Annotated in this window: 17 protein-coding genes; 7 read left to right on the forward strand and 10 right to left on the reverse strand. The window is 69.5% G+C overall.

The window, feature by feature from the left end; all coding sequences use genetic code 11:
- The first annotated feature begins 39 nt into the window (after nucleotides 1–39).
- Both G406_RS52460 and G406_RS56345 read left to right on the forward strand, forming a co-directional pair.
- Nucleotides 40–765: an SDR family oxidoreductase gene (locus tag G406_RS52460; protein ID WP_245607364.1), complete on the forward strand. Its 726-nt coding sequence runs from the start codon at nucleotides 40–42 to the stop codon at nucleotides 763–765.
- Nucleotides 766–785: 20 nt separating this feature from the next.
- Nucleotides 786–1,574 carry a nuclear transport factor 2 family protein gene (locus tag G406_RS56345; protein WP_084216691.1) on the forward strand — a complete coding sequence of 263 codons (789 nt, stop codon included), beginning with the start codon at nucleotides 786–788 and terminating at the stop codon, nucleotides 1,572–1,574.
- 577 nt (nucleotides 1,575–2,151) lie between these two features.
- Here G406_RS56345 and G406_RS52465 read toward each other — a convergent pair.
- The 3 genes from G406_RS52465 to G406_RS0138385 all read right to left on the reverse strand — a co-directional run bounded on the left by G406_RS52465 (nucleotide 2,152) and on the right by G406_RS0138385 (nucleotide 6,408).
- Nucleotides 2,152–3,255, reverse strand: coding sequence for a L,D-transpeptidase (locus G406_RS52465; protein WP_245607365.1), 1,104 nt, complete (start codon nucleotides 3,253–3,255; stop codon nucleotides 2,152–2,154).
- 346 nt (nucleotides 3,256–3,601) lie between these two features.
- Nucleotides 3,602–4,747: an acyl-CoA dehydrogenase family protein gene (locus tag G406_RS0138380; RefSeq protein WP_028937964.1), complete on the reverse strand. Its 1,146-nt coding sequence runs from the start codon at nucleotides 4,745–4,747 to the stop codon at nucleotides 3,602–3,604.
- Nucleotides 4,748–5,157: 410 nt separating this feature from the next.
- A complete protein-coding gene (locus G406_RS0138385) occupies nucleotides 5,158–6,408 on the reverse strand; it encodes an aminotransferase family protein (RefSeq protein WP_342666270.1) in 1,251 nt (416 codons plus the stop codon).
- Nucleotides 6,409–6,490: 82 nt separating this feature from the next.
- On the opposite strand from G406_RS0138385, the gene G406_RS0138390 reads away from it, so the two are divergent.
- Complete coding sequence (locus tag G406_RS0138390) at nucleotides 6,491–7,981, forward strand: PucR family transcriptional regulator (RefSeq protein ID WP_028937966.1); 1,491 nt, start codon at nucleotides 6,491–6,493, stop codon at nucleotides 7,979–7,981.
- A 32-nt stretch (nucleotides 7,982–8,013) separates the two neighbouring features.
- On the opposite strand, the gene G406_RS0138395 is transcribed toward G406_RS0138390, so the two are convergent.
- The 5 genes from G406_RS0138395 to G406_RS0138415 form a co-directional block, all read right to left on the reverse strand.
- Nucleotides 8,014–9,363 carry an acetyl-CoA carboxylase biotin carboxylase subunit gene (locus tag G406_RS0138395; protein ID WP_156935371.1) on the reverse strand — a complete coding sequence of 450 codons (1,350 nt, stop codon included), beginning with the start codon at nucleotides 9,361–9,363 and terminating at the stop codon, nucleotides 8,014–8,016.
- A complete protein-coding gene (locus G406_RS0138400; protein WP_028938033.1) occupies nucleotides 9,363–9,599 on the reverse strand; it encodes an acetyl-CoA carboxylase in 237 nt (78 codons plus the stop codon). The genes G406_RS0138395 and G406_RS0138400 overlap by 1 nt, the downstream gene beginning before the upstream one ends.
- 130 nt (nucleotides 9,600–9,729) lie before the next feature.
- Entirely contained in the window at nucleotides 9,730–10,707 is a 978-nt protein-coding gene (locus G406_RS0138405) for a 5-oxoprolinase subunit C family protein (protein WP_028937968.1), read from the reverse strand.
- The gene (locus tag G406_RS0138410) at nucleotides 10,697–11,614 is read right to left on the reverse strand and encodes a 5-oxoprolinase subunit B family protein (protein ID WP_245607366.1); all 918 of its coding nucleotides are present in this window, start codon (nucleotides 11,612–11,614) and stop codon (nucleotides 10,697–10,699) included. Before G406_RS0138410 ends, G406_RS0138405 begins: the two co-directional genes overlap by 11 nt.
- A 5-nt stretch (nucleotides 11,615–11,619) precedes the next feature.
- Nucleotides 11,620–12,402: a 5-oxoprolinase subunit PxpA gene (locus G406_RS0138415; RefSeq protein WP_037080731.1), complete on the reverse strand. Its 783-nt coding sequence runs from the start codon at nucleotides 12,400–12,402 to the stop codon at nucleotides 11,620–11,622.
- A 141-nt stretch (nucleotides 12,403–12,543) separates the two neighbouring features.
- On the opposite strand from G406_RS0138415, the gene G406_RS0138420 reads away from it, so the two are divergent.
- Together G406_RS0138420 and pip are read left to right on the forward strand one after the other, a co-directional pair.
- Nucleotides 12,544–13,080, forward strand: a complete 537-nt coding sequence (locus G406_RS0138420; protein ID WP_051343242.1) for a GNAT family N-acetyltransferase — start codon at nucleotides 12,544–12,546, stop codon at nucleotides 13,078–13,080.
- A gap of 11 nt (nucleotides 13,081–13,091) precedes the next feature.
- Complete coding sequence (gene pip, locus G406_RS0138425) at nucleotides 13,092–14,048, forward strand: prolyl aminopeptidase (RefSeq protein ID WP_028937972.1); 957 nt, start codon at nucleotides 13,092–13,094, stop codon at nucleotides 14,046–14,048.
- 304 nt (nucleotides 14,049–14,352) lie between these two features.
- Here pip and G406_RS52470 read toward each other — a convergent pair whose 3' ends face one another.
- Nucleotides 14,353–15,345 carry a right-handed parallel beta-helix repeat-containing protein gene (locus G406_RS52470; RefSeq protein WP_051343243.1) on the reverse strand — a complete coding sequence of 331 codons (993 nt, stop codon included), beginning with the start codon at nucleotides 15,343–15,345 and terminating at the stop codon, nucleotides 14,353–14,355.
- 187 nt (nucleotides 15,346–15,532) lie between these two features.
- Between G406_RS52470 and G406_RS0138435 the strand changes: the two genes are divergently transcribed.
- Both G406_RS0138435 and G406_RS0138440 read left to right on the forward strand, forming a co-directional pair.
- Nucleotides 15,533–16,225 carry a response regulator transcription factor gene (locus G406_RS0138435; protein ID WP_028937973.1) on the forward strand — a complete coding sequence of 231 codons (693 nt, stop codon included), beginning with the start codon at nucleotides 15,533–15,535 and terminating at the stop codon, nucleotides 16,223–16,225.
- A gap of 24 nt (nucleotides 16,226–16,249) precedes the next feature.
- Nucleotides 16,250–17,548 (forward strand): sensor histidine kinase, encoded by a 1,299-nt coding sequence (locus G406_RS0138440; RefSeq protein WP_028937974.1) that lies wholly within the window; start codon nucleotides 16,250–16,252, stop codon nucleotides 17,546–17,548.
- A 242-nt stretch (nucleotides 17,549–17,790) separates the two neighbouring features.
- Here G406_RS0138440 and G406_RS0138445 read toward each other — a convergent pair whose 3' ends face one another.
- Nucleotides 17,791–19,329 carry a SulP family inorganic anion transporter gene (locus G406_RS0138445; RefSeq protein ID WP_037080733.1) on the reverse strand — a complete coding sequence of 513 codons (1,539 nt, stop codon included), beginning with the start codon at nucleotides 19,327–19,329 and terminating at the stop codon, nucleotides 17,791–17,793.
- Between the last annotated feature and the right edge of the window lie 30 nt (nucleotides 19,330–19,359).

Below are 19,359 nucleotides of genomic sequence, written 5' to 3' on the forward strand. Positions count from 1 at the left end.
GAGGGAAAAGGGAACACAGTGACAAGTCGGGGAGCAGTGGTGATCGGGGCGGCGGGTGGCATCGGAGCCGCCACCGTCCGGCGGTTGATCGCCGACGGCTGGGTGGTCGCGGCGCTGGACGTCGACGCTCGGGTCAAGGAGCTGGCCGGCCCCGGGTGCGTCCCGGTGGTCGGCGACGCCCGGGAGGAGATGGCGCTCGACAACGCGTTCGAAGCACTCGGCGGGCACCCGGTGGCCGGGCTGGTGCACTGCGTGCTCGCCGAACACCGGGGTGCGCTGCTCGACCAGGACCGTGAGGACCTGATGTGGGCGCTGGACCTGGGTGCGGTGTCCGCGCACTCCGCGATCAGGGCACTCGCCGGCCGTGCGCAGGGCCCCAGCTCGGCGGTGCTGGTCAGCTCGGTCCAGGCCGCCGGAGTGGTGCCCGGCCAGGCCGCCTACGCCATGGGCAAGGCCGCGCTCGAAGCGCTGGCCAGGGTCGCGGCCGTGGAGCTCGGGCGGGTCGGTCTGCGCTGCAACGTCGTGCGCCCCGGCTTCGTCCCGGTACCCCGCAACGAGCACCGCTGGGCCGAGCAGTCCGGCCGCGCCGAGCTCGCCGAATGGTTCCCGCTGCGGCGGCTGTGCAACCCGTCCGAGGTTGCCGACGCGATCGCGTTCCTTGTCGGCGACGAGTCGACGTACCTGTCCGGCTCGGTCCTGACCGTCGACGGCGCGGCCAACCTCGTTCTACCCGAGGCGGTTCCCACTGACAGAAGATGGCAGTGAACCGGTCTTAGCGTGTGGCCATGCCTCCTTTCGAGATCGAATCCTTCGTCAACCGCTACGTCTCCGTGTGGAACGAGCCCGACCCGGACGCCCGGCGCGCTCTGGTCGCCGGGCTGTGGGCGCCTGACGGCGTCGAGGTGCTCGGATCGGTCCAGTACCGGGGCCATCAGGAGCTGGAAGCGCGCGTGACCAGCGCATACGAGCAGTTCGTCGCCGGTGCCGGACACGTCTTCGTCTCCGCCGAGGACGCCTCGACGCACAGCAACATGATCACCTTCCGGACGCACATGCTGCCGTCCGGAGGCGGCGACCTGCTCTGGACCGGCGTGATCTTCGCCGAGCTCGACGACTCCGGCCGGATCGTGCGAGACGTCCAGTTCGCTGTTCCGATCGTTCCGGCGACCAGCACTCGGGCCGTCGCCTCGGCGTTTCTCGCCAGGCTCGGTGCTGGCGACGCGGAAGGGGCGGCGGAGCTGTTCGCGGACAAGGTCGACTGGCTGGTGAACTGGCCTGCGCGTGAGTACCCCGCGACGCCGTGGATCCGGGACCGGTCGACCAAGGCGGACATGGCCGAGCTGTTCCGTGAGCTGGTCGCCCACCACGGGCCGGACGGTCGGGCGCCTGTCGTGCCGACGGTTCTCGTCGATGGGGTCGATGCCGTACTGCTCACCGAGATCCGCCAGACCGCTCGGGCCACCGGTCGTGGCTACACGGCGCACTGCGCGTTGCGGATCACGGTGGAGGACGGGTTGATCACCCGGTACCACGTCTACGAGGACAGCCTCAGTATTGCGGAGGCGTTCGCTTAGTTCTCGTCCCCGGCTTGCCATCGGGGTGCAGTGGTTTGTCCCCGCTGGCCATCGAGTGTCTTGGCGTGGTCGGGCGGTATCAACCCCCGGCTTCGCCGGCCTCGCTGGTCTGCGCGGCTGTCCGATGTTCGGGGGCGAGGTTTCAGGGTTGACACCGCCCGACCACGCCAAGTGCAGGCCAGGATCGCGGGGACGGGGGAGTCTGCGGAGCCAAAGGCGGCCACGGCTGCGCCGCGCCCAGGGGGTGCAGTGCACAGGTTGGGTGACCACACGGTGCGCGGCGTCGCCCGTTTCCATGATCACCACGGCCCCATGGCTGATCTCAGCGCGAAAAACAGCCACCACGCCGTGGTGATCATGAAAACACCGCGGGATCACGCCACCCACACAGCTGGCTCCGCAAGTCTCCCCGCAAGGGGGTTCAGTGCGAAGCACTGCAGAGAACGCAACGGGCGAAGCAGAACGCGACCAGACAAGCGCGCGCTTGGCGACGAAGGAGCTTGTTTTTCTGGGAGCACCCCAGCGAGCGTTTACGCGAGCCGGGGTGGTCACAGAAAAACTCCGCGCGAAACAGGCTTTAATGCACAGCGCTTCCGGCTTGCCACTGGTCCCAGGTGGGTTCCCAGTCGCCGTAGGTGTCGTAGACGGGGAGCGGGGGGCCGCCGCTGTTCGTGATCTCGACCACGTCGCCCACGTTGAAGTGGTCGAAGAACCACTTGGCGTTGGCGGGGCTCAGGTTCACGCAGCCGTGGGAGACGTTCGAGTCGCCCTGCTGGCCCGTCGACCAGGGTGCCGAGTGGACGAACTCGCCGTCGTTGGAGATGCGGACGTCCTGGTCGACCTTCTCCTTGTAGTAGCCGGCCTGACCTTCGCAGACGCCGTAGGTGCAGGAGTCCATGGTCATCGTCGGCTGCTTGTCGGACACGATGTGCGGGCCGACGTGGGACGGGTACTTCGCCGAGCCGAGGCTGATCGGCATCGTCTTGACCAGGTTGCCGTTCTGGTAGATGTTCATCGTCTCGGACTTGCCGTCGGCCTTGGCGATCCACGAGTCGTGCACCTTGACCGTCTCGGACCGGTTGGTCTCGCCGAAGGTGCCCTTGCCCAGGTCGACGCCGAACATGTTGGCGGTCAGGTTGATCGTCGTGTTCGGCTGCCAGTAGACCTGCGGGCGGTAGTGGACCTCGCTCGGCGAGATCCAGTACCAGCCGCCTGCCTGCTCCGGACTGCTCGTCACGGTCAGCGCCTTCTCCGCCGCGGCCTTGTCGGTCACCGGGTGGTCGAACTTCACCACCAGCGGCTGGCCGACGCCGACGTTGTTCTGGCTGGGCGCGGGGATGAACGACGGGTACGCCTGGATCGCGGGCTTGATCGTGGTGATCGTGCCGGTCTGGTGCACGACCTGGTGGTCGGGGCCGATCGCGGTGGCGTCGATCTGGTAGCTGTCGGCGTAGCTGAGCCCGACCGTGGTGCCCCAGCTGGCCGAGTCGGCGGCCAGCTGGCCGTCGATCTTCTTGCCGGTCTTCGTGTCGGTGACCTGGACGTTCTGCAGCGTGCCGTGCTGGACGGCGACGTTGATCGGGGTCGCCGGGTTGATCGGGGTGGTCGTACCGGACTGGATCGCCACGACGGCCTGCGGTGGCGGCGGTGCCTCGGGCTTGTCCGCCAGTGTGCTGCTCACCGCGCCGGGCCCACTCGTCGCGGTGATCAGGGCGACGACCGCAACCAGGATCGAGGCCGCACCCAGACCGCGATGGGCCCATCGGGGTGCGACGTCCGGTCGACCAGGAGGTGGTGCTCCGCCTGATTGACCGGATCGGTTCAGGAGTCCGGCGCCACTGCTCATCTTCGTCCGTAGTCTCCCCGCGATTCGAGTGCTCCGGCTCGCACCGGCCACACCCCATCATCACCCTTCCCGGGCATGGCGCGCGACACGGGGGGTCACAGTTCACCACCCTCGAACGGGGCTGTGACCAGCCTGAGAGTGTTCTGTGAATTCAGGTTGCGGAGTCGTCGGCCGACCCTGATCAGTCGACGCCGCCGCGCTTGACCAGCTGCGCGGCGATGACGTTGCGCTGAATCTCGTTGGTGCCCTCGCCCACGATCATCAGTGGTGCGTCCCGGAAGTACCGCTCCACGTCGAACTCGGTCGAGTAGCCGTAGCCGCCGTGGATGCGGACCGCGTTGAGCGCGATCTCCATGGCCACCTCGGAGGCGAACAGCTTCGCCATGCCTGCCTCCATGTCGACCCGCTCGCCCGCCTCGGCCTTGCGGGCCGCGAGCAGGATCAGCTCGCGCGCCGCGGTCCACTTGGTCGCCATGTCCGCCAGGTAGTTGCCGATCGACTGGTGCTGCCAGATCGGTTTGCCGAAGCTCTCCCGTTCCTGGGCGTAGCGCAGCGCATCGTCCAGCGCGGCCCGGCCGACGCCGAGCGCGCGGGACGCCACCTGGATACGGCCCGTCTCCAGGCCCTTCATCATCTGGGCGAAACCCTTGCCCTCGGTGCCGCCGAGCAGCGTGTCGGTGGGCACGCGCATGTCGTCGAACGACAGCTCGCAGCTCTCCACACCCTTGTAGCCCAGCTTCGGCAGGTCGCGGGACACCGTGAGGCCGGGGCCGTGCTCGACCAGCAGGATCGACACGCCCCGGTGCTTCGGCTCGGCGCTCGGGTCGGTCTTGCACATGAGCGCGATCAGCTGGGAACGCCGCGAGTTGGTGATCCATGTCTTCGACCCGTTGACGACGTAGTGCTCGCCGTCGCGGCGCGCGTTCGTGGTCATCGCCTGCAGATCGGAGCCGCCGCCGGGCTCGGTGAGCGCCATCGTCGCCCGGATCTCGCCGGTCGCCATCTTCGGCAGATAGCGGTCCTTCTGCTCGTCGGTGCCGAAGTGCAGCAGCAGCTTCGACACGACGGTGTGCCCGCCCATCGCGCCGGCCAGGCTCATCCAGCCGCGCGCCAGCTCCGCGGTGACCATCGCGTAGCAGGGCATCGACACCGGAGCCTCACCCCATGGCTCCGGGATGGCCAGCCCGAAGATACCCAGCTGCTTCATCTGCTCGATGAGCTTCTCGGGATAGGTGTTGCCGTGTTCCAGCTCCCGGGCGACCGGCCGAACCTCGCGGTCGACGAACGCGCGAACGGTGTCGACGACGGCTTGTTCCTCTGAGTTCATGGCTCGTTCCTTTGGGCCTGTTTCGCGCGGAGTTTTTCTGTGACCACCCCCTCGGCTTCGCCGTCGGGGGTACTCCCAGAAAAACAAGCCTCGTTCCTCGGCTGAGCGCGCGCTTGTTGTCACGCTGGGAGCCGCCGTTCGGCTGGGGAGCCTGGGTGCGGACATTCAGTACGCCGGCCTTCGCCGGAACTCCTTCTCCAGACTCGCGGAGCCGACTTTGCCGTGGTCGGCTTTGCTGTTGCTGGCCTTGCTGTGGTTGCGTTCGGGGCTCTGCTTCTGGATGTCACGCGCAGCTTAAGAGCTTTGCGCGAGTCGGGCTTCTCAGCACACCGAGTCGGTCGTTTTGGCATGAAGTCGTGTGCTGGATTCCCGACTTGGTGTGCTCGCGTGCCCGACTCGCGGGGACGGGGTCAGACCTGGTCCAGGCCTGCCTTGAAGGCGTCCAGGAGCTGGTCGAGGTTGGCCTCGGTTGCCGTCAGGGGCGGGGAGACGCCCACCGAGGTGACCATCGGGCGGACCAGGACGCCGTGCTCGCGTACCGCGTCCGCCACCTTGCCGGGCAGGCCGGGGGTCGCCTCGAGGCGGTCGGGAGCCAGCTCCAGAGCGGCCAGGAAACCGGTGCCACCTCGGACCTGGGAGACCATCGGATGGTCGGCCAGGGTCTGGAGACGCTCCAGCAGAGGACCCTCCAGCTGCAGTGCCCGGTCGAGCAGGCCCTCCCGCTCCATCAGGGCGATGTTGGCGATGCCCGCCGCGCAGGCGGCGGGGTGACCGGCGTAGGTCTGGCCGTGGCGGAACGGGGCGCCGGGCGCGTCCCAGAAGGGGGCGGCGACCTGGCCGGACGCGACCACACCGCCGAGCGGCTGGTGACCGCTCGTGATGCCCTTGGCGAACACCGCAAGGTCCGGGCGGATGCCGAAGCGCTCGATGCCGAACCAGTTGCCCAGCCTGCCGAAACCGCAGATCACCGCGTCCGCGATGAACAGCACGCCGTGACGGCGGCACACGTCCGCACAGGCCTCCAGATAACCGGGAGCCGGCGGGATGACACCGCCCGCGCCGATCACCGGCTCGGCGAAGAACGCCGCGACCCGCTCGGGGCCGACGTCCACGATGGTCTTCTCCACCGACGTCGCGTCGTCGTGCGAGACCTGCAGCACGTCGGGGACGAACGGGCCGCTGATCCGGTTCGCCGGGATGCCGGCCAGCGAGGTCCCCAGGCCGTGGGTGCCGTGGTAGGAGTGGTCGCGGGACAGCAGGATCGTGCGTTCCGGCTGGCCGGTGGCCGCGAAGTGCGCCCTGGCGATCTTCGCGGCGGTGTCGATCGAGTCGCCGCCGCCGCTGGTGAAGAACACCTTCGCGTCGTCGATCGGCGCACGGTCGGCGACCAGCTGCGCCAGCTCGAGGGCCGGCTCGTTCGCGAAGTCACCGAAGATCTGGTACGCGTCGAGCTTCATGAGTTGCGCGGCGACCGCCTCGACGATCTCGGTGCGGCCGTGCCCGGCGTTCGAGTACCAGAGCGCGGCGGTCGCGTCGAAGTAGCGGGTGCCCGCGTCGTCCCACACCCAGACGTCCTTCGCGCGGGTGATCGTCAGCTTCTTGCTGCGGACCTGGGGCATCGAGGCGAACGGGTGCCAAAGCGGGTTCTCTGCGCGGCTCACGAACCGACCGTAACGGCGATAGCCTGGCCGAAGAAATGATTGATTCCGAAACAAGGCTGCCGACGGGCAGTGGCTTTCTCCAATGCCGGAGGTGCCGGTGATCCTCGACGAGGTGTTCGGGCACCGCGAGTTCGGGTTACGACCGCTGGTCAGCAACGCTCACACGGCGCGGCGCACCGTGCTCGGCGCGCACGTCGTCGAGGCACCGAACCCGTCGCGCTGGGTGCCGCCGCAATGGGTCGTGCTGACCACCGGTATCCGGCTGCTTGGCGACGAGGCCGCGCAGCGCGGGCTCATCGCCGAGCTGGCCGAGAGCGGCGCGGTGGCGCTGGGGTTCGGTGTGCGGATCGTGTTCGAGGACGTGCCGCCCGCGCTGCTGGACGAGGCGCGCAGGAGGGACTTCCCGGTGTTCGAGGTGCCCGAGGAGACGCCGTTCCGGGAGATCGTGCGGGCGGTCGACGAGGCGGTGCTGTCCCAGGACCTGCGTGCGTTCCGCCGGTCGGCCGTCATCACCGACACCCTGGTCAGGGCGCTCGGGGAGCCCGAACCGGAGACCGCGCTGGTCGGCGGGCTGGCCCGGCTGCTGCACTGCGGGAGCTCACTGCACCACACCGACGGGACCGCGGTGTTCAGCTCCACCTCGACGGTCGAGGCGACACGTCGATGGCGACGGCTGGCGCGCGTGGAGCTGACCGGGCCGCCGGTCGAGGTCGTCGACGAGGACGGGCTGTTCGCCACGGCGGTGACCGTGGACGGCGAGGTCCTGTTCTGGGTGCTGCTGGAGGTGTCCCGGGGGTCGCTCGCGGTGCCGCTCATCCTGCGAGCGCTGATCATGGTCGGGAAGCTCCTGGAGGGCGTCGCGCGGGTCCGCGCCGGTGAGGTGACGGCGCGGCGGATGGCCGGTCAGGAGCTGCTGGCGCGGCTGCTGGGTCCGGCCTCGGAGGATGAGCCGAGGGACCGGGCGCGGACGCTGGGCATCGATCTCGACGAGCCGGCCCGGGTGCTCGCGCTGAGCTGTGCCGAACCGGCCGACGCGCTCGTCACGGCACGCCAGCTGCTCACCGTCCGACGGGTACCGCACTTGCTGACCTGCGTCGATGACCGTCTGATGGTCTGGTCACCGTCGGCGGACCTCGCCGAGCAGCTGCGTGAGGCCACCGGGGCCGAGGCGGTCGGCGTCGGCCGGGAATCGACCGGACCGGACGGCGTGCGTACCTCCGGCGCGGACGCGGTGCTGGCACTGGCCAGGGCACGGCTGCTGCCCGGCGAACCGATCGCCCGCTACGACGAGCTGGGCCTGCTGGAATGGCTCGTGCTCGACTCCGGGGTGGACCGGGTCGCGGCGCGGGCGGCCGACGTGCTGGCGCCGTTGAACGGCCAGGAGTTCCTGATCGAGACGCTGCGGCACTACCTGGGGACGTCGCTCAGCGTCCCGGCGACGGCCCGCGCGTTGCACGTCCACGAGAACAGCGTGCGCCACCGCCTGGAGCGAATCCGCACCCTCCTGGGCCGCGACCTGCGAGCGGCCCCGGTCCTGGCCGAGATCTACCTGTCCCTCCTGCTCACCTCGTGAGTGTTGAGTATGGCTATAGCCATACTCAACACTCACGATCCTGGGTTCAGGAAGTGTTCCAGGGAGGTCGTGGTGAAGGTGGCGGCGCGGAAGTCGTCCCAGGCGACGATCCGGCGGTGCAGGTCCCTGGTCGACGCGACGCCCTCCACGGTCAGCTCGGACAGCGCGCGGTCGGCCCTGGCCAGCGCTGTGTTGCGGTCCGGAGCCCACACCATGAGCTTGGCCAGCAGCGAGTCGTAGTACGGCGGGATGGCCTTGCCGGTCTCGAACCCGGTGTCGACCCGCACCCCGGGACCGGACGGCAGCCGCAGCAGCGACAGCGTGCCCGGCGAGGGGAAGAAGCCGCGTTCCGGGTCCTCGGCGTTGATCCGGAACTCGATCGCGGTTCCCCGTGTGTCCAGCTCCTCCTGCGCGAAGCCGACCGTGCCGCCGCCCGCGATGCGCAGCTGAGCCGCGACCAGGTCGACCCCGGTGACCAGCTCGGTGACCCCGTGCTCCACCTGGATCCGGGCGTTGACCTCGATGAAGTAGAACGACCAGTCCCGAGGGTCGACGAGGAACTCGACGGTCCCCGCGCCGACATAGCCGACCTCACCCGCCAGCCGCACCGCCGCCGCACCCAGTTCGGCGCGCGGCTGGTCGGGCAGCCCGGGGGCCGGAGCCTCCTCGACGAGCTTCTGCCGCCTGCGCTGCAGCGAGCATTCCCGCTCGCCCAGGTGCACCGCGTTCCCCTCGCCGTCGGCGAGGATCTGAATCTCCACGTGCCGCGCCGGATCGATGAGCTTCTCGACGAACAGCCCGCCGTCACCGAACGCGCCCTGCGCCTCGCGGGAGGCCTCCTTGAACGCCCCGACCAGCTCGTCGTCGGCATCGACGCGCCGGATGCCGCGCCCACCGCCACCGGCCGCGGCCTTGAGCAGCACCGGGAAACCGACGTCCTTCGCGTAGCGCAGCGCCTCCTCGGCGTCGTCCAACCGGTCGCTGCCCGGCACCACAGGCACGGTGGCGTTACGCGCCGCGACCCGCGCCGACACCTTGTCCCCGACCCGCTCGATCACCTCGGCGGACGGCCCGACGAACGCGATCCCGGCGTCCGTGCAGGCCCGCGCGAGCCGGGGGTTCTCGGACAGGAAACCGTAGCCGGGATGGACCGCGTCGCAGCCGCTTGCGCGTGCGGCCTCGACGACCTTGGCGACGTCCAGATAGCTGTTCTTCGCCTGCGCCGGCCCGATCGGAACCGACTCGTCGGCCAGCTCGACGTGCAACGCCTCGGAGTCCGCATCGGAGTACACCGCGACCGACGTGATCCCCAGGTCGCGGCAGGCCCGGATCACCCGGACCGCGATCTCACCCCGGTTGGCGACCAGCACCCTGCCCAGCATCAGGTCAGTCTCAACAGCGGCTGGCCCGCGTCCACCGAGGTCTCGTTCTCCACCAGGAACTCGGCGACCGTGCCGCCCTGCTCGGCGCGGATCTCCTGGAACATCTTCATGACCTCGATGACCCCGATCACCGTATCCGCTTCGATCGTGTCGGACTCGGTGACGAACGGGTCGGAGTCGGGGTCGGGGCGTCGGTAGAACACGCCGGGGAAGGGGGCTTGCACGGTGTGCGCCATGTGTGCTCCTTGCGTCTAGTACCCGTGAGTGCTGAGTGGTCCCATAGCACCACTTGCCACTCACGACTAAAAGCGTGTCGTGAGTGGCAAGTGGTGCTACGCCTTCGGCGCCGCTTCGCGGTGGAACCACTCAGCACTCACGGAGGGCCTTCGAGACCTCGGATAGGCGGGTGGATTCCTCGGTTCGGGCCTGCAGGGCCTCGTCCAGGGTGACCTCGACGAAGCGGGTGACGTCGTTGGTCTTGGACTGGCCCGCGGCCGCCAGGTCCGCGCTGATGATGGTGGCGATCGTCGCGTAGCCGCCGCCGGTCACCGCGTCGTGCAGCAACGCGATCGGCTCGGAACCGCCGGGCACCTGGATCGAGCCGATCGGGTAGCCGATGTCGACGACGTTGGCCGGGTCGCTGCCCGCTCCGGCGGGTGGGGTGCGCGGCACGAAGTCGATGCTGCCTCCCCGGTAGCGGTAACCGACCCGGTTGGCGTCCGGGGTGACCCGCCAGTCCGTCTCGAAGAACGCGGCCAGGCTGTCCGGCTGCACCCGGTAGCTGGACAGACCGACGACGACCCGCAGCTCGACCTGCGCCGGATGCCGGGTGCGCAGCCGTTCCGGCACGCTGGCACCCGCAGTGGCGTCCGCCGAGGGCGTCCCGATCTTCAGCTGGTCGCCCTCCTTCAGCGGACGGCCGTCCAGCCCACCGCTGCCGATCAGCGTGTAGGTGGACCGGCTGCCCAGCACCGTCGGCACGTCGATGCCGCCCGCGACCGACAGGTACGCCCGCGCGCCGCCGCGCAGGTACTCGAAGGACAGCACGTCACCGGCCTTGACCTGATGCGCCGTCCAGCCGTCCACGACCGAACCGTTGATCTTCGCGGGCAGGTCGGCGCCGGTCACCGCGATCAACGTCGGCTCGGTGAACTCGATCTCCGGACCGAAGTAGGTGCACTCCAGGCACGCTTCGCCGTCGGCGTTGCCGACCAGCATCGCACCGACCCGGTAGGCGTAGCGGTCCATCGCACCGGACGGCGGCATGCCCAGGTGGTAGTGCCCGATCCGGCCGCCGTCCTGCACGGTCGTCATCAGCCCGGGGCGCAGCACGTTAAGCGGCATCGAGCGCTCCTTCCAGACGGCGGACCGTGGCCTCGGGGTCGGCGAACCAGTCGCTCGGCACGAACTCGACCTCCCGGATCCGGTACCGGAACGACCCGTCGTCGACCGTCTTCCGGATCGCGTCGTACTCGGCGCGGTCGATCTGCCGGTACCGGAACAGGTCGCCGGGCCTGGGGAAGGTGAACCCGTCGGCGAAGTCGTGCAGTCGCTGCGCCGGATCGACCATCGGACCCGGGCAGATGCCGAACAGCTGGTAGCCACCCGCCCCGTCCACCGGGTAGATGGCGGTGAACCCGCCGCCCCAGCCCAGCGCGCGTTCCGGGGTGAACGTGCGCGGCCGCACGTACTTCGGCACCTCGATCTGCCGCTCCTGAGGCACCAGCTGGTAGCCCCACGGCACCGCGGGCACGAAACCGATCATGGAGACGATGAACGGCGTCCCGACGATCGCGGCGATGAACTCGTCGACCGTCGAGTAGCCGTTGAGCTCGGCGGCGAACTCCAGGTCGGTGCGGTCCGGGGTCTGGTGCCGGTCGCGGAACCGCATGAGCGCGGCGTGCGTCCATTCGTCGCGGAACAGCACCGGCAGGTCCACGATCCGGGTCTGCAGCACGAAGTCCTCCGCGTCGCCGACCTCGTCGGCCAGCTCGCGCAGCCGCTCGACGATCGCCCGAGGATGCGCCACGTCCGGATCGACGCGCAGCATGTACGCCGCGTTCGCCGGACAGATCTCCAGCACACCCGGCAGCTTCAGCTCGGTGAGCCGCCGGGTGATGGCCTGGGCGCGCAGGTGCGCGTTCAGGCTCATCGACTCGGCGAGCTGCGCGACGATCCACTCGTCGCCGCCGTGGCTGTAGAGCACGCCGTTCTCGTCCGGCTGCAGGTCGGTTCGGGTGGGGGCACTCACGAGGCTCAGGCTCCGATCGCCGCGATGGACGAACCGACCTCGGTGATCGCCGCGCGCACGGTGTGCGCCACGTCGACCGCGTTCGGCCCGTCCGAGTGGATGCACACGCTGGACGCCTCGTGCCGGATCGGCGTGCCGTCCTCCGCGGCCACCACTCCCTCGGTCAGGAAGCGCTTGACCTGCGAGGACGCGAACGCCAGATCGGTCTTGAGCTTGCGCCGCTGGATGATCAGCTTGCCTTCGGGGGAGTAGCTGAGGTCCGGGTAGATCTCGGTGATCACCTGGTGACCGAGTGCGCCGAGCTCCTCGCAGAACGCAGCGCCCTGCGCCGGTGCCGGCCAGTAGACGAGCGTCTCCGGCGCGATCCGGTGCACCGCCGCCGCGGCCGCCGCGCCCGCCGTCTCGTTGTCGCGCAGGTAGGCGTAGAACGCGCCGTGCGGTTTGACGTGGTGCAACGGCATGTTCCGCGCCGTCAGGAAACCGGTGAGCGCGCCGACCTGGTAGGTGATGATCGCCGCGACCTCCTCGGGATCCAGCGGGATCATCCGTCTGCCGAAGCCCTCCAGGTCGTGGAAACCGGGGTGGGCGCCGACGACTACTCCGTGCTGGTCGGCCAGCTCGACGGTTCTGCCCATGATCACCGGATCGCCGCCGTGGAAGCCGCAGGCGACGTTCGCGGTGGTGATCAGCGGCATGATGTCCGCATCAGCGCCCATCACCCAGTTGCCGAAACCCTCGCCGAGGTCGCAGTTGATGTCGACGATGCGGGGTGGCTGGTGGTCGGTCATGTCCTCACTCCTGCTCTCCAGGGTTCAGCTGCCGATCGACGAAGGCTCCCGTACCTGGGCGAACGCTGCAATGGTTGTTTCTCCAAATAGTTGGTCCGCGGGCCTCGGATACTCCATCCGGCCGCCCAATAGGGTCAACGCATGGGGAACCCGGTGGAGATCGCCGTAGTGCCGGCGGAGGCGAGCGCCGACGTCGTCGCCCAGCTGACCGAGCTGATCAACACGGTCTACGCCGTCGCCGAGGAGGGCCTGTGGCGGCTCGGTGCCGCGCGGACGTCCGTCGAGGAGATGACGAGTCTGGTCGGCGCGGGTGAGATCGTGGCCGCCCTGCTGGACGACGAGATCGTCGGCGCCATGCGGCTGCGCGAGCTGGACTCGCGGACCGCCGAGTTCGGGATGCTCGTCGCGGCCCCGGACCGGCGAGGCTTCGGCATCGGCCGGCAGCTCGTGCGGTTCGCCGAGACCGGAGCCATGGCCGACGGTCTGGAGATCATGCAGCTCGAGTTGCTGGTGCCGGTGGAATGGAACCATCCGTCGAAGGACTTCCTCGCCTCCTGGTACACGCGGATGGGCTACCGGGTGGTGAGCCGGGGGACGGTGGAGGCCAGCTATCCGCCGCTCGCCCCCCTGCTCGCCACCCGCTGCGAGATGCTGACCTGGCACCGGAACCTCATCTGAAGGGTGTGCGCATGACCGACCCCTGTCCGCCGACCGAGCCCTACGACCACGGCATGCTGGATGTCGGCGACGGCAACCAGGTGTACTGGGAGACCTGCGGGAACCCGGACGGCAAGCCCGCGTTGATGGTGCACGGCGGGCCAGGGTCGGGCTGCTCGGCGAACATGCGCCGGGCGTTCGACCCGGACCGCTACCGCGCCGTCCTGTTCGACCAGCGCGGCTGCGGTCGCAGCACCCCGCACGCCAGTGACCCGGCCACCGACATGAGCGTCAACACGACCGAGCACCTCATCGCCGACATGGAGCTGCTGCGCGAACACCTCGGCATCGAGCGCTGGCTGCTGCGCGGCGGTTCGTGGGGGTCGACGCTGATGCTGGCCTACGCGCAGCGGTACCCGGAACGGGTGTCCGAGATGGTGATCGCCTCGGTCACCACGACCCGGCGTTCGGAGATCGACTGGCTGTACCGGGGCGTCGGCCGGTTCTTCCCCGAGGCCTGGGAACGGTTCCGTGCCGGGGTGGCCGACGACGACGTGGTCGCGGCATACGCGCGGCTGATGGAAAGTCCCGACGCCTCGGTGCGCGCCAAAGCCGCGGTGGACTGGATGGCGTGGGAGGACGCGGTCATCTCGGCGGAACCGAACGGTCGTCGCGGTACCTACAGCGACCGGCCTCCGGCCGCGATGATGGCCTTCGTCCGGATCTGCGCCCACTACTTCTCGCACGGCGCGTGGCTGGAGGAAGGCGTGCTGCTGCGGGATGCGGGACGGCTGGCCGGCATCCCCGGTGTGCTGGTGCACGGTCGTCTCGACATGAGCTGCCCTGTGGACACCGCGTGGGAGCTGGCCAATGCGTGGCCGGACGCGACGCTGCACGTCGTCGAGGACTCTGGCCACACGGGCAGCGACACGATGCGCGAGCACCTGCGCACCGCACTGGACACATTCGCCGCGATCCCCAGCCCCTGATGCGGTAACCCCCCTCGTGAGGACCCCGGGGCTGTGCGCTCTGTGCACGGGGTCGGGACCACGGCCGTCGTACCCGGCTTAGCCCGTGCCCGGCTTCAAGGCATCTCGGCTTCGCCGTCGACTCGTGAGTGGCAAGGGCGCCTATAGGCGCCCGGATCACTCACGACGGAAAAGCTGTCGTGAGTGCTCCGAGCGCCTACGCCTTCGGCGCCGCTCCGCGGTAGACGCCCTTGCCACTCACGATGGCGTCTACGCCTTCGGCGCCGCTTCGCGGTAGACGCCCTTGCCACTCACGATGGGAGAGTCAGGGGGCTCCGCCCGGGGGTGGGCCGTCGTAGCCGTCCTCCGAGGAGTCGTCCATGCCGACCTCGTAGCCGATCGCCGGGTTGATCTTGTTGTCCTTGATGACGGCGCCGGTCGCCTCGTTCTGCAGCGCGAACGCCTTGGTGATCTTCCCGGTGATCTCGTTGTTGCTGATCGTCACGTCGCTGATGTCGTCGAGAAAGACCGCCTGACCCGCGCGGTTCTCGCAGAAGTTGTTCGTGAACTGGAACCGGGTGGACTGGCCCTCGCCGCTGCCGTCACCTGCCTCGCTGTTCGGTCCCTCCGCGATCAGACAGATGTTGTCGATCCGTTCGCACCGGTTGCTGTCGATCTTGATGTTGGTGCTGGCCGGGTGGTTCTCATCGGTGGCGAAGGTCTGCATGCAGTCGGCGTGCCGCTTGTCCTGACCGACCGTGTCGGAGATCGTGTTGTGCGCGATCGTGATGTTGGAGCCGAAGAACCGGATGCCGTCACCGTCGCCGTCGCGGGGGCCCGCCGCGATGCTGTTGGTGACCGAGATGTTGTTGCCGGTCAACGAAAAGCCGGGAGCCTGCGGCCGGTTGGCCCGAATGCCGTCGATCTGCACGAAATCCGCCTCGACGGTGATACCGCCGGTGATGGTCTTGCCGCCGCCGAGCACGACGATCGGGCGCTGCGCGGTGCCGGACTGCTCGACGGTCACCCGGGCACTGCCCATGTCGCCGCTCAGGCAGATGCGGTCGCCGGGGGCAGCGCTCGCCAACGTCGAGGCCATGGTCGTGGCGTCGGTCGCGCGCTTGGTGCAGTTGTCCTGCGCCAACGGCGTGCCCGCGCCCGGTTCACCGGGGGCGACGGGGACGGTCGCCCCAGTCACGCCGCCCGACCCGCCGGTGCCGACCGAGTCGCCACCGCAGCCGGCGAGCAGCACCAGCCCGGCGAGCGCGAAGGCCGCGATGTTGAGCCCGATGAGGGCGGGTCGTGCTCGTGCGATCATGTAAAGAAGGTTAATGATCTGGGGTAACGGTGACCTTTGAGCATGGTTAGACGACGGCAAAATCAACCGATGGAACACTTTTAACCGTCGTCTAACTCAATCCGGCCGAGCCCATTACGCCCGCGAACCTAGCGTCGCCGGTATGAGTGCCGCAGCCGTCGATTCCGGTGATCCCTACGCTACTGACATGTCCAGGGTCATGGTGGTCGAGGACGATGAGACGATCGGCAGTGTCCTGAAGTCCAGTCTGTCCGGGCAGGGGCACGACGTGGTGTGGCAGCGGACCGGTCAGGGCGCGATCGACGAGGCGGCGCGCTCGAACTTCGCGCTGGTGCTGCTCGATCTGGGTCTGCCCGACGTGGACGGCATCCAGGTGTGCCGGCGGATTCGGGCGACGCAGCCGCAGACCGTGCTGGTCATGCTGACCGCGCGTACCGAGGAGATGGACGTCGTCGTCGGGCTGGAGGCCGGCGCCGACGACTACCTCACGAAACCGGTGCGGCTCGGCGAGCTGTTGGCCAGGGTCCGGGCGCACCTGCGGCGCTCCGGGCCGTCCGACCCGCAGGCCCAGCCGACGTCGATCGGTGACCTGATGCTTGACCAGTCCAGCCGCAGGGTCACCGTCGGCGGGCAGGAGCTGAGCCTGCGCACCAAGGAGTTCGACCTGCTCGCGCGGCTGGTTGCGTCGCCGGGCACGGCGATCAGCAGGCACACCTTGATGACCGAGGTGTGGGACGAGCACTGGCACGGCCCGACGAAGACCCTGGACGTGCACATCGCGGCGCTGCGCCGCAGGCTGGAGACCATGGCCGAGTTCGGCGCGGTCCCGAGGATCATGACCTTGCGGGGCCACGGCTACCGGCTGGAGCTACCGTCCTGACCACATGGGTCAGGAGGAGACTTGATGCGCACTCGCATCGTGGGGCTCGCGGTGCTGGCCTCGGTGCTGGCGATCGGGCTGTTCGGGCTGCCGCTGGCGGTGGCCATCGCCCGGTACGCGGTGCTGCACGAGGAGTCGAACCTGGTCCGGGTCGCCGATGCGACCGCGGTGTCGGTCTCGACCGAACTGCACGACGGCGAGCGCCCCTCCGGCCTGCCGGCCAGTGTCGACAACACCGAGCTGGCGGTCTACGACGGCGACGGTGACCTGGTCGCCGGGCGCGGCCCGGCCAACGACGACCTCGTCGAGGAAGCGCTGGGCGGCCGGATCGCCACCGGCGGCGGGGACGACGAGCTGGCGGTCGCGGTGGCCGTCACGCACGAGACCGACGTCATCGGCGCGGTCCGGGTGGCCAGCTCACGCAGTGGGCTCTACCAGCAGGTGATGATCGCCTGGCTGGCCATGGCGGCGCTGGCGATCGTCGCGGTCGCGGCCGTCTGGCTGGTGGCCCGCCGCCAGGCACGCAGGCTGGCGACGCCCCTGGAAGACCTGGCCGGCACCGCGCGCAGGCTCGGCGACGGCGACTTCAGCGTCCGCGCGGCGCCGGTGGGTATCGCCGAGATCGACTCGGTCGGCCGGGCGATGGGCCGCACGGCCGCGCGCCTGGACGACATGCTGGCCAGGGAGCGCGCGTTCTCCGCCGACGCGTCGCACCAGCTGCGGACGCCGCTCGCCGGGTTGCGGTTGCGGCTCGAAGCGGCGCTGCACCAGCCCGACGCCGACCCGCGTGCCGCGATCACCGCCGGGCTCACCGAGGCGGACCGGCTGGAACGCACGATCGACGAGCTGCTCGCGTTGGCCAGGGACACGCGGCACGCCGACGGGGACCCGCTGGACCTGCCGGTGCTGCTGGACGAGATCGACCGCACCTGGAGCCCGTGGCTCGCCGAACGGGGGCGTGCGCTGCGGCTCGTCGTCGATCAGCAGGCGCCCGAGTCGCGCGCGTCGACCGCGACCATGCGGCAGATCATGGCGGTGCTGCTGGACAACGCGGCCAAGCACGGCGCGGGGACGGTGACCGTGCGGGTCCGGGATGCGGCGGGCGTGCTGGCCATGGACGTGTCGGACGAGGGACCCGGCGTGAGCATCCCGGAGTCCCAGTTGTTCACCCGGCGCGCGGAGAACGCCGCCGGTCACGGCATCGGCCTGGCCCTCGCGCGAGGTCTGGCCGAGGCGGAAGGCGGCCGCCTGACGCTGAGCAGTTCCACCCCACCCACGTTCACCGTCCTGGCCGCTCCCAGAACCCCGTCCGACGAGGACTGACCCCACCCCACCCAGCCAAATCCCCGACTCGCGCCGCGGAATCTAGCGACTCGCGGGGTTGTAAGCCCCGACTCGGTGTGCTGAAAACCCCGACTCGCCGGGCGGCTGGTGCGGGTGCACCTTGCGTCCGGCGAGTCGGGGTTTTCGTCAGCGTGAGTCGCGGGATTCGTCAGCGCGAGTCGCTGGACTGTGCTGCGCGAGTCGCTGGATTTCGCTGGTCATTTCTTGCGGGGTCGGCGAGTTCAGGGGACTGGCTGCGGCAACGCAGTGCTGACCTGCGAGTCGGCCTTCGTGCGTTGCGCCGCCCAGTCCTCCAGAGTCGCCTGGGTGGCCTGGTCGAGGTGCCGGACCCCGGTCAGGTCCAGCTCGACGTAGCGGGCGTGCGGAACCTCCTCCAGCGCCCGCAGAATCTGCGGCAACCGCAGGAACGTGGCGTTGCCCCGCAGCTTGACCTGCACGTGATGGTCCTCGCGGTGCCAGTCGACGGTGATGTGCGACAGCCGCCACGCGGCCAGCGCGATCGCCAGACCCAGACCGATGAGCACACCGGTCAGCATGTCGATACCGAAGATCGTCACAGCGGTGACACCGGTGATCATGGCCTCCGCGCGGTCGTGCTTCGCGGACTTCACCAGCTTCTTCGGGTCGACGAGCTTCCAACCCGCGTGCACCAGCAGCGCGGCGAGCGCGGACAGCGGCACCAGGTTGAGCAGGTCCGGCAGGAGCACCGCGAACAGCAGCAACCACACGCCGTGCAGAATCCGCGACATCTTGGTGCGGGCTCCGGCCTGCACGTTCGCCGCGCTACGCACGATCACGGCGGTCATCGGCATCGCACCGAACACGCCGCTCACCACGTTGCCGGTGCCCTGGGCGACCAGCTCGGCGTTGTACTTCGTCGGCGGACCGTCGTGCATCCGGTCCACCGCCGCGGCGCTGAACATGCTCTCCGCCGACGCGACGATGGCGATCGTCAGGATCGAACCGAGGATCGCCGGGTCGAGGAACAGCCCGAGCTGCGACTGGCCGGGGAAGTTGAGCGCGTCGGCCAGCGAACCGACCTCGATGCGGGCGACCGGCAGCGCGAACACCCCGGTGATGACCGAGGCACTCAGCACCGCGACCAGCGGTGCAGGGACCGCGCGCACCGACTTCGGCAGCTTCGGCCAGAGGATCATGACCGCGAGCGTGAACGCACCGAGCCCCGCCGACCAGGCGGCACCCGGCTGGGAGCCGATGCCGGTGACGAGACCGGGCAGCTGCAGCAGCTTGTCGCCCATCTCCTGGGGCTGCTTGGCCCCGATCAGCGGGTACAGCTGGCCGATGATCAGCACCAGGCCGATGCCGGCCAGCATGCCCTGCACGACCGAGGGTGAGATCGCCTGGAACCAGCTGCCCAGCTTCAGCAGACCGAGGATCAGCTGGATCAGGCCGGCACCGACCACCAGCACACCCAGCGCGGGCAGGCCGTGCCGGGCGATGGCGTCCGCGACCAGCACGGTCAGACCGGCCGCCGGCCCGCTGACCTGCAGCCCGCTTCCGGGCAGCGAACCGGCGACGAGGCCACCGACGATGCCGGTGATGATGCCCAGCTCGGCCGGGGCGCCGGAAGCGACCGCGACCCCGACGCACAGGGGCAGCGCCACCAGGAAGACCACGAGCGACGCCGCGAAGTCGGGCAGCAGGTTTCCCTTGAAGCTACGCAATCGGTCGGCCATGGTCGGCGTGGGCGGTGACGTTGAGCCACGGCCGGGTGGTCGCTGCTCCGTTTGGCTGGTCAAGTCGCTCCTCGGTTGGTGGACGGCTGACCG

Origin of the sequence: Actinospineispora spinosispora DSM 44797, assembly GCF_000429025.1 — a bacterium.
GTDB classification, from domain to species: domain Bacteria; phylum Actinomycetota; class Actinomycetes; order Mycobacteriales; family Pseudonocardiaceae; genus Pseudonocardia; species Pseudonocardia spinosispora.

Bases quoted from the DNA above. Each gene is read 5' to 3' on its own strand.
- G406_RS56345 (WP_084216691.1), top strand. From the start codon at position 786: ATGCCTCCTTTCGAGATCGAATCCTTCGTCAACCGCTACGTCTCCGTG.
- G406_RS0138380 (WP_028937964.1), bottom strand. From the start codon at position 4,747: ATGAACTCAGAGGAACAAGCCGTCGTCGACACCGTTCGCGCGTTCGTC.
- G406_RS0138390 (WP_028937966.1), top strand. From the start codon at position 6,491: ATGCCGGAGGTGCCGGTGATCCTCGACGAGGTGTTCGGGCACCGCGAG.
- G406_RS0138395 (WP_156935371.1), bottom strand. From the start codon at position 9,363: ATGCTGGGCAGGGTGCTGGTCGCCAACCGGGGTGAGATCGCGGTCCGG.
- G406_RS0138400 (WP_028938033.1), bottom strand. From the start codon at position 9,599: ATGGCGCACACCGTGCAAGCCCCCTTCCCCGGCGTGTTCTACCGACGC.
- G406_RS0138405 (WP_028937968.1), bottom strand. From the start codon at position 10,707: ATGCCGCTTAACGTGCTGCGCCCCGGGCTGATGACGACCGTGCAGGAC.
- G406_RS0138415 (WP_037080731.1), bottom strand. From the start codon at position 12,402: ATGACCGACCACCAGCCACCCCGCATCGTCGACATCAACTGCGACCTC.
- G406_RS0138420 (WP_051343242.1), top strand. From the start codon at position 12,544: ATGGGGAACCCGGTGGAGATCGCCGTAGTGCCGGCGGAGGCGAGCGCC.
- pip (WP_028937972.1), top strand. From the start codon at position 13,092: ATGACCGACCCCTGTCCGCCGACCGAGCCCTACGACCACGGCATGCTG.
- G406_RS52470 (WP_051343243.1), bottom strand. From the start codon at position 15,345: ATGATCGCACGAGCACGACCCGCCCTCATCGGGCTCAACATCGCGGCC.
- G406_RS0138435 (WP_028937973.1), top strand. From the start codon at position 15,533: ATGTCCAGGGTCATGGTGGTCGAGGACGATGAGACGATCGGCAGTGTC.
- G406_RS0138440 (WP_028937974.1), top strand. From the start codon at position 16,250: ATGCGCACTCGCATCGTGGGGCTCGCGGTGCTGGCCTCGGTGCTGGCG.